Origin of the sequence: Limosilactobacillus ingluviei DSM 15946 (genome assembly GCF_001435775.1) — a bacterium.
Taxonomy (GTDB): Bacteria; Bacillota; Bacilli; order Lactobacillales; family Lactobacillaceae; genus Limosilactobacillus; species Limosilactobacillus ingluviei.
Genome location: NZ_AZFK01000077.1, coordinates 36,659 through 52,598, shown reverse-complemented (window position 1 = coordinate 52,598; position 15,940 = coordinate 36,659). Strand labels below are relative to the sequence as shown.

At 53.5% G+C, this 15,940-nt stretch carries 16 protein-coding genes; 15 read left to right on the top strand and 1 reads right to left on the bottom strand.

The window, feature by feature from the left end; genetic code table 11:
- The first annotated feature begins 10 nt into the window (after nucleotides 1-10).
- The 6 genes from FC43_RS08155 to FC43_RS08130 all read left to right on the top strand — a co-directional run bounded on the left by FC43_RS08155 (nucleotide 11) and on the right by FC43_RS08130 (nucleotide 5,985).
- A complete protein-coding gene (locus FC43_RS08155; protein WP_156648360.1) occupies nucleotides 11-439 on the top strand; it encodes a YwiB family protein in 429 nt (142 codons plus the stop codon).
- Between the two features lie 98 nt (nucleotides 440-537).
- Complete coding sequence (gene rpoE / locus FC43_RS08150) at nucleotides 538-1,116, top strand: DNA-directed RNA polymerase subunit delta (protein WP_191979101.1); 579 nt, start codon at nucleotides 538-540, stop codon at nucleotides 1,114-1,116.
- A 215-nt stretch (nucleotides 1,117-1,331) separates the two neighbouring features.
- Nucleotides 1,332-2,939, top strand: a complete 1,608-nt coding sequence (locus FC43_RS08145) for a CTP synthase (RefSeq protein WP_056955309.1) — start codon at nucleotides 1,332-1,334, stop codon at nucleotides 2,937-2,939.
- Nucleotides 2,940-3,260: 321 nt separating this feature from the next.
- Entirely contained in the window at nucleotides 3,261-4,526 is a 1,266-nt protein-coding gene (locus FC43_RS08140) for a UDP-N-acetylglucosamine 1-carboxyvinyltransferase (protein WP_019206490.1), read from the top strand.
- 154 nt (nucleotides 4,527-4,680) lie between these two features.
- Nucleotides 4,681-4,926 (top strand): type B 50S ribosomal protein L31, encoded by a 246-nt coding sequence (locus tag FC43_RS08135; protein ID WP_019206491.1) that lies wholly within the window; start codon nucleotides 4,681-4,683, stop codon nucleotides 4,924-4,926.
- A 111-nt stretch (nucleotides 4,927-5,037) separates the two neighbouring features.
- Nucleotides 5,038-5,985, top strand: a complete 948-nt coding sequence (locus tag FC43_RS08130) for an alpha/beta hydrolase family protein (protein WP_156648358.1) — start codon at nucleotides 5,038-5,040, stop codon at nucleotides 5,983-5,985.
- Between the two features lie 49 nt (nucleotides 5,986-6,034).
- On the opposite strand, the gene FC43_RS08125 is transcribed toward FC43_RS08130, so the two are convergent.
- On the bottom strand, nucleotides 6,035-7,255 hold the full coding sequence (locus FC43_RS08125) for an MFS transporter (protein ID WP_420865148.1): 1,221 nt from the start codon (nucleotides 7,253-7,255) through the stop codon (nucleotides 6,035-6,037).
- Nucleotides 7,256-7,359: 104 nt separating this feature from the next.
- Between FC43_RS08125 and FC43_RS08120 the strand changes: the two genes are divergently transcribed.
- The 9 genes from FC43_RS08120 to FC43_RS08080 all read left to right on the top strand — a co-directional run bounded on the left by FC43_RS08120 (nucleotide 7,360) and on the right by FC43_RS08080 (nucleotide 15,741).
- The gene (locus FC43_RS08120) at nucleotides 7,360-8,055 is read left to right on the top strand and encodes a class A sortase (RefSeq protein ID WP_056955307.1); all 696 of its coding nucleotides are present in this window, start codon (nucleotides 7,360-7,362) and stop codon (nucleotides 8,053-8,055) included.
- A gap of 55 nt (nucleotides 8,056-8,110) precedes the next feature.
- A complete protein-coding gene (locus FC43_RS08115; protein ID WP_056955306.1) occupies nucleotides 8,111-8,962 on the top strand; it encodes a DUF72 domain-containing protein in 852 nt (283 codons plus the stop codon).
- Nucleotides 8,963-9,031: 69 nt separating this feature from the next.
- Nucleotides 9,032-11,056 (top strand): methionine--tRNA ligase, encoded by a 2,025-nt coding sequence (metG, locus tag FC43_RS08110; protein WP_268872358.1) that lies wholly within the window; start codon nucleotides 9,032-9,034, stop codon nucleotides 11,054-11,056.
- Nucleotides 11,056-11,850: a TatD family hydrolase gene (locus tag FC43_RS08105; protein ID WP_056955304.1), complete on the top strand. Its 795-nt coding sequence runs from the start codon at nucleotides 11,056-11,058 to the stop codon at nucleotides 11,848-11,850. Before metG ends, FC43_RS08105 begins: the two co-directional genes overlap by 1 nt.
- Nucleotides 11,837-12,406 carry a ribonuclease M5 gene (gene rnmV / locus FC43_RS08100; protein WP_056955420.1) on the top strand — a complete coding sequence of 190 codons (570 nt, stop codon included), beginning with the start codon at nucleotides 11,837-11,839 and terminating at the stop codon, nucleotides 12,404-12,406. The genes FC43_RS08105 and rnmV overlap by 14 nt, the downstream gene beginning before the upstream one ends.
- Nucleotides 12,399-13,292, top strand: coding sequence for a 16S rRNA (adenine(1518)-N(6)/adenine(1519)-N(6))-dimethyltransferase RsmA (rsmA, locus tag FC43_RS08095; RefSeq protein ID WP_056955303.1), 894 nt, complete (start codon nucleotides 12,399-12,401; stop codon nucleotides 13,290-13,292). Before rnmV ends, rsmA begins: the two co-directional genes overlap by 8 nt.
- A gap of 109 nt (nucleotides 13,293-13,401) precedes the next feature.
- The gene (ispE, locus tag FC43_RS08090) at nucleotides 13,402-14,253 is read left to right on the top strand and encodes a 4-(cytidine 5'-diphospho)-2-C-methyl-D-erythritol kinase (protein ID WP_056955302.1); all 852 of its coding nucleotides are present in this window, start codon (nucleotides 13,402-13,404) and stop codon (nucleotides 14,251-14,253) included.
- 11 nt (nucleotides 14,254-14,264) lie between these two features.
- Entirely contained in the window at nucleotides 14,265-14,708 is a 444-nt protein-coding gene (locus FC43_RS08085; protein ID WP_056955301.1) for a GNAT family N-acetyltransferase, read from the top strand.
- Between the two features lie 40 nt (nucleotides 14,709-14,748).
- Nucleotides 14,749-15,741 (top strand): NAD(P)-dependent oxidoreductase, encoded by a 993-nt coding sequence (locus tag FC43_RS08080; RefSeq protein ID WP_056955300.1) that lies wholly within the window; start codon nucleotides 14,749-14,751, stop codon nucleotides 15,739-15,741.
- Nucleotides 15,742-15,940: the final 199 nt, after the last annotated feature.

Sequence of the window (15,940 nt, the reverse complement as noted above, 5' to 3'; positions counted from 1 at the left end):
CGGGGTGAAGATGATTAAGACAGAAACGGCCGTGCAGGTCAGCTTAAAAATTGAAGCGATGATTGACGGGGAATTTGAACGCTTTACCTTTCAAGAGGCGGGGCGTTTGGTCAGTTTGAATGATCACCAGCACTACTTAACCTATACGGAACACCAAGTGGGTCAAGCCACGCCGGTCCGGATGCGCCTGGATGCGGGCGCTTTGAGCGTGACCCGGAATGGGGCCCGGCGGACGCGATTGCAATTTAACCCGCAGGAGCCCACCCTGAGCCATTACCGAACCGAATACGGGGTTTTGAGCCTGCAAGTTGAGACCGCCGAAGCTGTTAGCGAAATGGACTGGGCGGCGGCCCAAGGGCACTTGCGCTTGCGGTACCGCTTACGCAACGAGAGTGGGTTGATCGGTAACTACTACCTTGATTTAAGCTTTGAAAGATAGTATTATGTAAATTGGACTTTTATGTAGATAACGACGCAAAAGCGCCCCCCGTGCCTGGTGCGGGCGGGCCCATTATTTTTGAAGGGATGTGCACCAATTTGGATTTAAAGGTTTTCGATGGCCAAGATAAGTCAGAACTCTCAATGGTTGAGGTCGCACATGCGATCCTGGCTTACCATGGGGAAGCAATGGCCTTTGCTGATTTAACGAACGAAATTCAACAGTACCTTGGCAAGAGCGATGAAGAAATTCGCGAACGGCTTTCCCAGTTCTACACGGACTTAAACGTCGACGGCAGCTTTATCTCCCTGGGTGACAACACTTGGGGCTTGCGTGCATGGTACCCATTTGAATCAATCGACGAAGCCACGATCGGGGAAACCGATGATGACGATGAAGATCGGCCAAAGAAGAAGAGTCGCAAGGTTAATGCCTTCTTGGCCGGTAGCGATGACGATGATGATGTCATCGACTACGACAACGACGACCCTGAAGACGATGATCTAGCCGACACTGATGATGACAGCGACGACTACGACGACGATAATTACGATGATGACAATCCGGTTGATGATGACGATGATGATAACAACATCGAAGACCAATTGTCAGAATTGGATGATGAAGACTTCGACGACGATGATGAAGACGACGAAGAAGAGGATGACGAAGAATAAGTTTTACTGAACTTATGGCTTGACTATCCGCGACGGAGTCAGTATTATGATACTTGGGCTCCCAAGAATTTCTTGGGCCAATGAAGATAAAATTAAGGCTCCCTGTTTCAGCAATTGAAGCGGGGAGTTTTTACGTTTGGCGCACCCCTTGTCAGCCGACTGAAGCGCGCCGGTGGGCTGACAGTGCTAGAAAACGCAAAGCAAAGGAGACAAGCATGACGAAGTATATTTTTGTGACTGGTGGGGTTGTATCATCGCTGGGGAAGGGGATCGTAGCCGCTTCCCTGGGCCGTTTGCTGAAGAACCGGGGGTTAAAGATCGCGATTCAAAAGTTCGATCCTTACATTAACGTTGACCCGGGGACGATGAGTCCTTACCAACACGGGGAAGTCTTCGTGACTGATGACGGGACGGAAACCGATCTGGACCTTGGTCACTACGAACGGTTTATTGACAACAACTTAAACAAGTACTCCAACGTCACGACTGGGAAGATCTACTCTGAAGTTTTGCGCAAGGAACGGCGGGGTGACTACTTAGGCCGCACGGTCCAAGTAATTCCCCACATTACCAATATGATTAAGGAAAAGATCCAACGGGCCGGGGAAAGTACCGACGCTGAAGTTGTGATCACAGAAATCGGGGGGACCGTGGGGGACATTGAATCCCAACCATTTATGGAAGCGATCCGGCAAATGAAGAAGGACGCCGGCGAAGACAACGTCTTATACATTCACACCACCTTGGTCCCATACTTAGGGGCGGCCGGCGAAATGAAGACCAAGCCAACCCAACACTCCGTGCGGGAATTGCGGGGCTTGGGGATTCAACCCAACATCTTGGTTTTGCGGACTGAAAAGCCGGTTGATGACGACATGCGCAAGAAGATCGCCCTCTTCTGTGACGTGGATCCAACGGCCGTGATTGAATCAATGGACGTGCCAAACCTGTACGAAATTCCGCTGAACATGCAAAAGCAGGGCTTGGATCAATTAGTAGTCGACCACTTTAAGTTAGACGTCCCAACGGCCGACATGCGGGAATGGACCAAGATGGTCGACCACATTGAAAATGAACTGACCAAAACGGTTAAGATTGCGATGGTTGGGAAGTACACGGACCTGCAAGATGCCTACATTTCAGTAAACGAATCCTTGCGGCACGCCGGCTATCCGGTGGATGCCAAGGTGGAAATTGACCACTTTAACGCTGAAACGATCACGCCTGACAACGTGGCGGAGGTCTTGGGTGGCTACGATGGGATCCTGGTCCCAGGGGGCTTTGGTAGCCGGGGGATCGAAGGGATGATCACGACGGCACAATATGCCCGGGAAAATGACGTTCCGTACATGGGGATTTGCTTGGGGATGCAAATTGCGACGATCGAATACGCCCGCCACGTGCTGGGGTATGCGGATGCCAACTCAACGGAATTTGATCCCAATACCAGCCACAACATCATTGACTTGATGAAGGACCAAGCGGACGTTGAAGACCTCGGGGGGACCCAACGGCTGGGGGCCTACGCTTGCAAGCTGGTTGATGGGACCAAGGCAGCGGCCGCTTACGGTCAAAGCTTGATTCACGAACGGCACCGTCACCGTTATGAATACAACAATGCTTACCGGGCTGAATTAGAAGCCGCCGGCTTAAAGGTGGCTGGGGTCAACCCAGAACGCAACCTGGTCGAAATCGTGGAAGTTCCAACCAACCGCTTCTACATGGCGGCCCAATACCATCCGGAATTCTTGTCCCGGCCAAACCACCCAGAAGGCATGTTTGCGGCCTTTGTCAAGGCCGCCTTGGAAGGGCAAGTCGACTAATCACTAATGCGATTAAACCTGAAAGATTGTTCCGCACAGCGGGGCAGTCTTTTTTGGTAGCTTGAGTTGCTTTTTGCCGGGGAAGCGGGTACATTGAAACTGAATGAATGAGGCCGCTTTACTAATGACCGCACTTGGTTGTGACCGCTTTTTTAGCGCCCGACCAGAAAAAAGTGGGCGGATCGTGATCGAATTGTTAAGAATCCCGGTAAAAGGTTGTAATTTCGCGCTTTATTCATTATCATATCTATTGACTGTTTCAATTTCGTAAGACAGGTTGAACAATGAATTAATAGCGTGATTAAGTGAGGAAAGACCAACATGAAAAAAATGATCATTCAAGGAGGAAACCGTCTGTCGGGTGAAGTAACCATCGGTGGTGCCAAGAACAGTACCGTGGCCTTGATTCCGGCGGCCATCTTAGCCGACACTCCTGTGCAGTTTGATACCGTGCCGGACATCCTGGATGTTCACAACCTAATGATTATTTTGGAGTCAATGAACGTTAAGTCTGCCTTTTCCCACGGGGTGCTTGATGTTGACCCAACCCAAATCATGGAAGCCGAACTGCCCAGCAAGGCGATTAAGAGCTTGCGCGCGTCCTACTACTTTATGGGGGCGTTGTTGGGCCGGTTCCACCGGGCGACGTTGACCTTCCCCGGGGGCGATAACATTGGGCCCCGGCCGATTGACCAACACTTAAAGGCTTTTGAAGCCTTGGGGGCCACGGTGCACGAAGATGGCAGTACGGTGCATTTAGATGCTCCCAACGGCTTACATGGGAACCGGATCTTTATGGATATGGTTTCCGTGGGGGCGACGATTAATGCGATCCTGGCGGCCGTACGGGCTGACGGGGTAACGGTGATTGAAAACGCGGCCCGGGAACCAGAAATTGTCGATCTGGCGACCTTCTTAAACAATATGGGGGCCAAGATTCGGGGCGTCGGGACTGACGTGATTCGGATCACCGGGGTCAAGACCTTGCAATCGATGAACACCCATACGATCATCGCCGACCGGATTGAGACGGGGACTTACCTGTCTTTAGCCGCGGCCTTAGGGGACGGGGTGATGTTAAACAACGTGATCCCCGAACACTTGGAAGCCTTCACCAGCAAGTTGATGGAAATGGGCGTCGATCTGCAAATTGACAGTGATAAAATCTACGTTCCGCCGGTGACCGACCTTAAGCCAATCCACGTTAAGACGATGCCGTACCCGGGCTTTGCGACGGACTTGCAACAACCATTGACGCCATTGATGGCCTTGGCGGCGGGACAAAGCGTGGTGGTCGACACGATCTACCCGAAGCGGTTAAAGCACATTCCAGAATTGCAAAAGATGGGGATGCAAATTGAAGGCGGTGATGGGCGAATCTTGATCAACCATACCGATCAAGCGACCTTACGCGGAGCGGACGTCGAAGCCGGCGAAATCCGCGCGGGGGCTTCCCTGGTCATCACGGGGTTGATGGCGCAAGGCCAAACCGTTATTCACAAGGCCGATAATATTTTGCGCGGTTACGACCGGATCATCTGGAAGCTGAACCGGCTGAATGCCGATGTCAAGATTGAAGACGAATAAATTTTACCTCGGCCGGCCGGGGGTTAGCGGCCTTTCTGGCGGTTGGGGCGAGTTAGTTGGTTGCTAATCTGAGCAAACTGTGTTATTCTGTCTAGGTTATTGAAAATAATCTATGTTTCAGGCAATGATTCATGGCAAAAGGAGCGTATAAATTATGAAGCAAGGAATTCACCCAGATTACCACTACGTAGTATTTGAAGACTCTTCGACGGGCTTTAAGTTCCTGTCCGGGTCCACGGCTACTTCTAAGGAAACGGTTAAGTGGGAAGATGGCAACGAATACCCACTGATCCGGGTTGAAGTTACTTCCGACTCCCACCCATTCTACACGGGGAAGCAAAAGTTTACCCAAGCCGATGGGGCAGTCGACAAGTTCAACAAGAAGTACGGTCTCAAGTAATCAGAGCGGGCTTCATTTTCAAAAGGACCGGCGTTTTTGCGCCGGTCCTTTTTTGCCATCCTGGGGTATACTAGAACTAAACACCACGCAGCGTGGAAGGGGGAGAAACGAATGCAAACCCAGTTAACGGATCAAGAACGGGTGGCCTTGGCCAAATTGGAATACCAATTATTGGTCCCGGGGCAACCAATTAAAGTCGGGCGTTATCCGTTAGGGCAGGTCTTGGCCCATATTTATGAGCCCGATGGGTTTCAGCTCTTTGTAATTGGCCCCGCCGTGCAGCCGCGTGAGTTGGTCTTGTTATTTAAGGGCTCGTCAGGCTTGCGCAAGGGGAATCCGACGACTTGGAATGACGAATGGCTGGCGACCAATCTTCCCTTGCTGCAAGCACTTTTGCGCCACCAACGGCAAATTCCGTCCCAACTGCAAACCGCGGCCCGGGTCTTGAATGGATTGGTGGCTCAGTATCCGCGGGCTAAATTTTTTATCTATGGTCACTCGCTCGGGGCGATCAATGCGCAGTTTGCCCTGGCAAATTGTCAACACCTAGGGCGGATTAAACACGCTTGGCTCTACGAGGGGGCCAATCTCTATCCGCTTTTGACCACCCGGGAGCGGCGGCGGGTTCGGAAGTACCGGGCCCGGATTGACAACTATATTGATATTTTTGATCCGGTTACCCTGGGCTATACCAGCCCCACGGCTTTAGTGGGTCGGTTGCGCTATGTGACTAGCGAGCGGTGTTTGCTGCCGATCAGTCAGCACATGTGGGCCGGCTACCGCTTCAATGCCGCTGGGCAGCTCCAATTACGCGCCTTAGATGCCGATTTTTGGCGGACCACGCAGCGGGAGCAAGAATTGATCAATACGATTGCTACTTTACAGCAGTGGGAGCCAACCTGGCGTCCGGCGGCGCAGTGGGCCGCGGCGTTACGGGCGAGCCTGCCAGCGGAACTGAGCTTGGCCCAGCTGATTGAAGCGTGGGGAGCCACGGGTTGGCAGCGGCCGCCGCATTGGCGCCAACTTCCCGAATGGTGGCGGGAAAGTAAAGGAAATTAAAATCGCCAGTCCCCGCGGTTAGGGCTGGCGATTTTTAAGTGGTGGAAAATCAGGCTTGGCTTTTTTGTAAGGGGAAGAAAACGTTGGCTAAAAAGAGGCCGAGGTTGACGGCGACCAGTCCAGCGGTGGCCAAGAAGACGGCCCCATAGTCAAACCACCCGGCCACGGCGCCCCCGATCAGCGGGCCCAAAATATTGCCGATGTACATAGTGCTTTGGTTCCAGCTGAAGATGCGGCCGGTTAGTTCGGAGGGAGTTTGTTTGGTCAAAAGGGTCTGCACTTGCGGGAAGAGGGCGGCGTCCGCGATCCCAATCAGAAAACGCAAACCGCCTAATTGCCACGGGTTGCGCACGAAGGCTGAAGGGACAAAGCACAGGATGCTTAAAAGAAAGCCGGCAATCAGAATTTTTTGGGTCCCGATCCGATCGCCGAGGCGGCCTAAGCGCGGCGCCGCCAGCATGTTGGCAATCCCCGGCAAAGCAGCGATGATTCCACTGACGAAGGTCACCCCGGGACCGTTATGCATCAGCTCTTTAACAAATAAGGATACGATCGGGTTGATGGAATTGTTGGCGGCCTGAATAATCATGGTGGTTAATAACAAACCCAGCACGACTTGCGGGGAGCGTAAACTTTTGATGACCCCACTGGCGTGATCAAACTTAGCAGCGGTAACGGGGGTAAAGCCCTCTTCTTTTACGAGGAAGAAGCACGCCCAAAAGACGAGAAATAAGATCCCCCCGGTCACGAGGAAGGTGGCCCGGTAGGAAAAAATTTCCGCCAGACTGCCGCCCAGCAGGGGGCCGAGCAGGTTCCCGCCCGTGACGCCGGCCGCCATGGTACCGAGGGCCCGGCCCGCCTTGGCTTTCGGGGTTTCGGTCGCAATCAAAGCGTTGGAATTGCTGACAAAGCCAGCGAAGATGCCCTGGGCCATCCGTAACAGGATCAGTTCCCAGACGGTTTGGACCAGCCCCATTGCGGCAATCACAACCGCCATCCCTAGCGCGGCCCGCAGCAACATCGGTTTCCGCCCGATTCGGTCAGCCAGTTTACCCCATAGTGGCGAGGTGAGTGCCGACACGACATACATGCTGGCGAAGATCACCCCGGAATAAAAGGTTAGCTGCCGGGTGGTGAAGTCACCGAGCGTAGCGACGTACAGGGATAAAAAGGGCATAATTTCGGAAAACCCCATCCCGGCAAAAAAGACGCTGACCGAGAGCACCCGGAGATTTCGGACCCAGACGGGGGATTGACTTGCAGCCAAAATAGCGGACCTTCTTTCGTAAATGGTGTACAATAAACGAAGCTTATTTTACAACCGCTGGTCACACGCCTGTCAAGCAATCTTTCCCAGCGGGGATGGGAGTTAACATGAATCTCAAATCATGGTTAAAACGCGCCGGCTGGTTGCTCTTGGTTTTGGTCAGCCTGGCCTTGATTTTTAACCAGCAAATCAAGTACTACTTAGTCGGCAGCTACCGGCCGACAATTACCAAGACGGCCATTGCCCAGAATCAGCAGAAAAAGGTCGACCAAAAGGAATTCGACTTTTCCCAGACCAAGGACCTCGATTTCCAAGCGGTCGCCAAGGCGCGGGCCAATCAACAGGCCGTTAACATCATCGGCGAAATTTCGATTCCGGCCATCAAGATGACGATTCCGATTGCCACCGGGGTGTCCAACACGACCTTGGCCTTGGCGGCCGGTACGATGCGACCCGACCAACAAATGGGGCAGGGCAACTACGCCTTGGCCGGCCACAACATGGCCCACGGCTCCAAGATTTTGTTCTCCCCGCTGTATTACCATGCCAAGGTCGGGCAAAAAGTCTATTTGACGGACATGAAAAACGTCTACACCTACCGGATTTATGAGCGCAAGTTTATCTTGGCGACGCGGGTGGACGTGGTCAATGATACCCCCGAAAAAATCTTAACTTTGATCACCTGTGATGCGACCGGGGCCAACCGGCTGATGGTCCGGGCCAAGTACGAGGGAAAGGTCGCCTTTGACCAAGCGCCCAAGCACGTTCAACAAGCCCTCAGCAGCAAATACACGAATAAATAGGTAGCAGGTCGGCTCAAGGCAGTCGGCCTGTTTTAATGCAGAAAGGAAGTTTGCAATGGAAATTACGATTGGTCTGACCACCTGGAAGGAGCACCAGGCCCTGATTAAAGCAGCGCGCCCGCTCACCTTGCGCGAATATGCCCAGCACTTGCCGGTCGTGGAAGTGGATACCTTCTTTTACGCCCTGCCACGGCTGAGCACGGTCCAAGCCTGGTTGGGCGAAGTAACGCCAGCGTTTCAATTTACCGTTAAGGCCCACCAAGCGATGACCAAACACCCCCAAGCGCAGCTGCCGGCAGGGCAGAGCCTGGCGGAACTGTTTGCCCAGTTTCGCCAGGTGATTGGTCCCCTGGTGGCTGCTGGGCAGCTCAAAGCGGTCCTCTTTCAATTTCCGCCGACCTTTCTGGCCACCCCGGCCAACATTGAATACTTGATGCAAATTCGCCGTTGGTTGCCCAAGTTGCCCTTAGCCGTGGAATTTCGCCACCAATCCTGGTTTAAGGCAGGGGTGCGGCAATCATTGATCAACTACTGCCAGGAATTGGGGCTGATTTTGGTGGCCGCTGATGAACCCCACCAGTTGCCGGCCAGTGTGCCCTTTGTCTTAGCAACGACTAACCCGCGTTTGGCCCTGGTCCGCCTGCACGGGCGCAACTCGGCTGGCTGGCAGCATACCGGGGCCGACTGGCGCGCCAAGCGCACCCTGTACTCGTATTCGGCCCAGGAGTTGGCCGAATTAGGGGCGGCGATCACGAGCTTGCAGCCCGCCCCGGCGGAGGTCTGCGTGATCTTTAACAACAATTCCGGTGGGGATGCGGCTCCCAACGCCCTGGCCCTGCGCGATTACTTGGGGTTGCACTTTACCGGCTTGGTTCCGCCTGACCCCGAACAGCTGGATTTGTTTTAGGGTGAGCGCTACAATCAGCCCCGAAACTTTGCTATACTAGAACTAATTAACTACTTCTGGAAAAGAGGAATTGCAATGGCAGCAGCAAAACCAACTTACTACATTACGACGCCGATTTACTACCCATCCGGGAAGTTACATATCGGGAACTCCTACACGACCGTGGCTTGTGATGCCGCTGCGCGCTTTAAGCGCCTGCGGGGCTATGACGTCTTTTTCTTGACGGGGACGGATGAACACGGGCTCAAGATTGAACAAAAGGCCGAAAAATTGGGTCAAACCCCGCAAGCTTACGTGGACGGAATGGCCAAGGGGATCAAGGAATTATGGCAACAATTGAAGATTACCAACGACAAGTTCATCCGGACGACCGATGATTACCACGAAAAAGCGGTCCAAAAGATTTTCCAACAACTCTTGGACCAAGGTGATATCTACAAGGGCAAGTACAGTGGTTGGTATTCCGTTGATGATGAAGAATACTTTACCGAAAGCCAACTGGCCGAAGTCTACCGCGATGACCAAGGCAACGTGATCGGGGGGAAGGCGCCATCAGGTCACGAAGTTCAATTGGTGGAAGAAGAATCCTACTTCTTTAATATGAGCAAGTACGCCGATTGGCTGATGGATTATTACCAAGCCCACCCGGACTTCATCCAACCCCAATCGCGGATGAACGAAATGCTCAACAACTTCTTAAAGCCGGGGTTGGAAGACTTGGCGGTTACCCGGACGTCGTTTAGCTGGGGCGTGAAGGTACCAAGCGATCCCAAGCACGTCGTTTACGTTTGGATCGATGCCTTATCCAACTATATTACAGCCTTAGGCTACGGCTCGGATGATGACGCCAACTTCAAGAAGTACTGGCCGGCGGATGTCCACATGGTCGGGAAAGAAATCGTGCGCTTCCACACGATCTACTGGCCAATCATGCTCCATGCGTTGGGGCTGCCACTGCCCAAGCACGTCATCGGCCATGGGTGGCTGACGATGCGGGAAGGCAAAATGTCCAAGTCCAAGGGGAATGTCGTTTACCCGGAAACGTTGGTGAACCGCTACGGTTTGGATGCGACTCGCTACTATCTGCTGAAGGCGATGCCGTTTGGCAACGATGGGGTCTTCAGTCCCGAAGACTTTGTTGATAAGGTTAACTACGACCTGGCCAACGACTTGGGGAACCTCTTAAACCGGACGGTGGCGATGGTTAACAAGTACCAAGCCGGCCACTTGGTTGGCCAGCCAACGGCGACGACGGCCTTTGATGCCGACTTGGAAGCAACCGCGGCCCGAGTCTTTACCAACTACGTGCAGCTGATGGACGAAACTCGCTTTGCTGATGCCTTAAGCGAAATTTGGAAATTGATCGCCCGGGCCAACAAGTACATTGATGAAACCGAACCGTGGGTCTTGGCTAAGGACGACAGTCAAGCCGCGGTCCTGTCAGATGTGATGACCCACTTGGCCAAGGCCTTGCGCTTTGCGGCGGCAATGTTGCAACCATTCATGCCAGATGTGCCGGCTGAAATCTGGCGTCAATTAGGCCTGGCCAGTGACCCGGTTTCCCTGGTGGACCTGAAGTTTGATGACTTCCCGGCGGAAGCGCAGGTCGTTGCCAAGGGGACGCCAATCTTTCCGCGGCGGGACCGCAAGGAAGAAATTGAATTCATTAAGAGCCAAATGAGTGCTAACCAAAAGCAGAAGGGGCGGAAAGCAATGGCAGAAAAGCAACAAGACCAAGCACCGGTTGCCGAAACCACTGGCAAGAAGGCGATCCGGTTTGACGTCTTTGAAAAAGTGGAATTAAAGGTGGCGGAAATCAAGGCGGCTGAACCGGTCGAAGGTTCCGATAAACTCCTGAAGTTCCAATTGGATGATGGCTCGGCCACGGGGCGGCAGATCCTTTCTGGGATTGCCAAGTGGTATCCAGAACCAGCCGCTTTGGTTGGCAAGAAGGTTGTAATCGTGGCTAATCTGAAACCAAAGAAGATGCTGGGCCACGAAAGCAACGGGATGATCCTATCAGCTGAACACGACGGCCAAGTCACGCTGGTGACGGTTCCAGAAAGTCTGGTTAACGGGTCGGGCGTTGAATAATGGAGCCGCAACGCTTAACCATTTACGATTCTCATACCCACCTCAATGACGATGTCTTTTACGATGATGTGGCGGCCTACCTAGCGCGGGCCGCCCATTTTGGGGTCGTTAAGATGAACATAGTGGGTTCCAACGCCAAACTCAACGCCCGGGCCTTGCAACTGGCGCATGACCACGCAGCGTTGTCAGCAGTAGTCGGCTGGCATCCGGAGGACTTGGCGGCGTATGATCAAGCGGCCGAACAGACTCTCTTGAATCAATTGGCTGACCCCCAAGTCGTTGCGATGGGCGAAATTGGCTTGGATTACTACTGGGATGCGGTGCCCCGTGACGTCCAGCAACGCATCTTTGCCCGGCAATTAGCGATGGCCCGGGAGTTGCACTTACCGGTGGTGATTCACTGTCGGGAAGCCGTTGAAGATACTTACCGGATTTTAAAGGCCGCTCACGTGGCAGAATTTGGTGGGGTCATGCACAGTTTTGCGGAAGGTCCCGAGTGGGCGCAACGCTTTTTGGATTTGGGCATGGACCTTTCCTTTAGTGGGGTGGTGACCTTTAAACAGGCCACGGCGGTTCAGGCAGCAACCAAGGTGACCCCCTTGGCGCACTTGCTGGTGGAAACTGACGCCCCGTATTTAACCCCGATGCCCTACCGGGGTAAACAAAATGAGCCAGCTTTTACCTACTTTACGGTGCTGGGGCTGGCGGAATTGCTAGGAAAGGAGCCTGAAGAACTAGCGACCGCGACGTATGACAACGCGGTGCGCTTGTTTACCCGCCATGCAAAAGATTAAAGAAGTGATTGTCGTCGAAGGCAAGGACGACACGAAACGGATTCAAATGGCCGTTGCCGCTGATACCTTTGAAACCAACGGTTCGGCCTTGGACGAAGCGGGCCTGGCCCAACTCAAACAGCTGCAAAAAACGCGGGGGTTGATCGTTTTTACCGACCCCGACTTTAATGGGGAACGGTTGCGTAAAATGATCAGCCAAGCGATTCCGGGCGTCAAGCATGCCTTTATTCGGCGCGACCAAGGGGTGCCAAGTCAAGCTCACGGCAGCCTCGGCGTCGAGCATGCCAGTCCGGCCGCGATTCAAGCGGCCCTGGCCCAAGTGTATACGGAAGTCCCGAGTGCGCCCGCTGAATTTAGCGTGGCCGACCTGCAATTGAACGACCTGATGGGGGGCAAGACGGCCCGCCAGCGGCGCGAACGGTTGGGCCAACTGTTAGGGATTGGCTACGGCAATGCCAAGCAATTTTTGGTCCGGTTAAACCTTTTTCAGATCAAGCGGGACCACTTTGTGGCGGCACTCAAGCAAATCAACCAGGAAGGACAACGCGATGAGTAAAGAAGCAATCGGAAACTTAAGCCGGACCAAGGCGATTATGCAAAAATATCACCTCCACGCCAAGAAGGGGTTTGGCCAAAATTTCTTGACCAACCCGGCAGTTTTAAATGGGATTGTCGATGCGGCGGCAATCAGCCCGACGGATAATGTGATTGAGATCGGGCCCGGGCTGGGGGCACTGACGGAAAAATTGGCCCAGCGGGCCGGCCAGGTCTTAGCCTTGGAGCTGGACACGGACTTATTGCCGGTCCTGGCTGATGTCTTGAGTGATTACGACAACGTTACCGTGTTGAACCAGGATGTTTTAAAGGCGAACCTGCCCCAGTTGATTGCCGAGCACTTTGCCGATCCTGCCAAGCCCGTCAAAGTCGTGGCGAACTTGCCGTATTACATTACCAGCCCGATTCTGATGCACTTGTTGGGGACCCCGGTTGAATGGGCCAACATCACCGTGATGATGCAAAAAGAGGTCGCCGAACGCTTAGCGGCGCAGCCCGGTACCAAGGATTACGGCGCTTTGACGCTAGCGATCGAATACAAGATGGATGCCAAGCTGGCCTTTACCGTTTCGCGCCGTTCCTTTGTTCCGGCGCCGAACGTAGATTCAGCCATCGTAACCTTAACCCAGCGGGCCCAGCCATTGGCGGTGTTGCCAAGCAGTGAGAAGCAACTCTTTGCGTTGATCAAGACCTGCTTTGCCCACCGGCGCAAGAGTTTGTGGAACAACCTCAAACCATACTTTAAAAAGGACGCTGCCAAAACCGCGGCGGTAAAACAGGTCTTGGCCGACTTGGGGCTGGATCCGCAAATTCGGCCGGAACGGGTGAGTTTGGACCAATTTATTCAGCTGGCTAATGCTTTGCAGGCCGCTGGGATGTTTGATTAATTTTTGAGAGCTTTCCGTTCGCGGGAGGCTCTTTTCGTTTGCCGGTTGAAAGCCTTCCCTAAAGCTCTGTATAATGTTAGCAAATAACTGATTAAAAGGGGGGCTTGCCATGTTGGTGACGGAAAAAGCACCGGCGAAAATCAACCTGTCTTTGGATACCCCGATGCGCTACCTCGATGGTCTCCCAAAGTGGAATATGGTGATGACCTCGATTGATTTAGCTGACTACCTTACGATCGAGATCCATGACCGCCCGCAGACGATCAAGGTTTACACGGACAGTGGTTTTCTGCCCAATGACCAGCGGAACTTAGCCTACCAAGCGGCCCATATGTTAAAGACCCGCTTTCACCAGCCGGCGGGGGTGACGATTAAGATCAAAAAAAATATCCCGGTCGCGGCGGGTTTGGGAGGCGGCTCGTCGGATGCCGCAGCCGTGTTGCGGGGCTTGAACGCGGGCTGGGAGCTGGGGCTTTCCTTAGAAGAGTTGGCGAAGTTGTCCTTGAGCATTGATTCCGACGTTCCGTACTGTGTCTACAGTCACACCGCGCACGTGACCGGGCACGGAGAACAGGTCGAATTATTGCCACCCGTCCCGCACGATTGGGTGGTGGTTGCCAAGCCCAAGGTCAGTGTTTCTACACCGACCATTTTGCGTCAGATCAATTATGAAACCCTGGTGCACCTGGATAATGCGGGCTTATTGCAGGCAATGCAGACGGGGGATTGGCGTGGGGCCTTGCAAAAAATGGGCAACGTCTTGGAGCCGGTGACCGAGCAGCAGTACCCAGAAATTGGGCGCTTGAAGGCTAAAATGTTGAAATTAGGCGCTGATGTGGCCCAAATGAGTGGTACCGGGCCAACGGTCTTTGCAATTTGTCGCAGTGAATCGCGGGCCAAGCGCGTCTATAACGGGTTGCGCGGTTTTTGCCACGAAGTTTACCAGGTCGTCATGTTATAAGGGGGATGCCGATGGAATGGCAGGATAAAGAGTTTACCGCTTTGACGGTGGATGAATTACAGCGAATTTACTGGCTGCGAGCGCAGGTCTTTAATGCCGAGCAGCAAAGCAGCTACCCCGAACCCGACGAACAAGATCGGCACTGCCACCACCTGTTTGCCCGCGAGGGTGAGCAAGTCGTGGCCTACGCCCGCTATTTTGCGACGGCGGACGGGGTTAGTTTTGGCCGGGTGGTGGTCGCCAAAGCCTACCGGGGCACGGGTGTCGGCAAGGCGTTGTTGCAACACCTGTTAGCCGGAATCAAGCGCCATTTCCCGGGGCAAGCCATCACGATCCACGCCCAAACCCCAGTCGTGGGTTATTATCAGCAAGCCGGCTTTGAAGTCGTGGGTCAGCCCTTTATGGAGGCCCAACGGGAACACGTGACGATGGTCCATCCGGGGATGGAAGGATAAGCTGGGAGAAGTCCCGGCTTTTTTGAAAGGTGGCAATAGCATGAAAGTCCTCATCGCAGATTACAAAGAATCGATGATGCCTAAGCACGATTTAGAACGCCAGGTGCTGACGGCGGGGTTGGCAAACTGTGAAATCGAAGCTTACGAATACACAGAAAAACGCCGGGCTGAGTTTTTGGCCAAACTGGCCCAGGTCGATGCCCTCCTGACGGCCTTTATTCCCCTTGATCGCGCCGCTTTGGCCCAAGCCGACCAGCTTAAGGTGATCGCGATTAACGCGACGGGGTATGACAATGTTGACCTAGCGGCGGCCGAAGAGTTTGGGATTGGGGTTTGCCCGGTCGGTGAATATTGTACCCAAGACGTGGCCGAGTTTACGATTACCACCATGTTGGCACTGGTCCGCCAACTCAAGGCCTATGTCACCGACGTCGATCAAAATCACGCTTGGCGCTATGATTTGATGACGCCCAATTCCCGCCTCAGCAACCAAACGCTCGGGATTGTTGGTTTGGGCAAGATCGGCCGGGCCGTGGCTACCCGGGCGCATGCGCTGGGGATGCGGGTGCTGGCGACCGATCCCTTCATCAGTGACGCCGATTTCGCCAAGGTCAGTGCGTTTGTCGAATTAGTATCGCCGGCCACCTTATTTAGCGAAGCCGATGTGGTGACCAACCACATGAATTTGAATTCAACCAATTACGATTACTTTGACGCGGCCGCCTTTACCCAGATGCAAAAGCACCCCTACTTCATTAACATGGGCCGGGGGGCTGAGGTCGTGGAAGCAGCGTTGGTGGCCGCTTTGGATCAAGGCCAGCTCAAGGGGGCAGCACTGGACGTTTTGACAACGGAAAATCCTGATTTGGCCCACCACCCCTTAGTGGGGCGGCCCAACGTCTTGGTTACCCCGCACGTGGCCTTTTACAGTACCGATTCACTGGTCGACTTACAGCGGATCTCTTGTCAAAATATTGTCCATTATTTAAATGGCGAACCGGCAAAAGTCTTTAAATTGGTAACGAAGCACTAACAATTGAGCGCAGCGGTTGGGGATAAACCCAGTCGCTGCTTTTTTGACGGTAAAAAGCGGCTTAACCGTGTGGTTGGTTTAACGGTTGCTAATTATGTGGTATAATAAAGATAATCTTATTGTTGCCTGCTTAAAAGAAGAATCTGCTATTTCTCCTAAAATGAATTCAGGAATGCTCCCTGGAAAAAGATTTTGATTT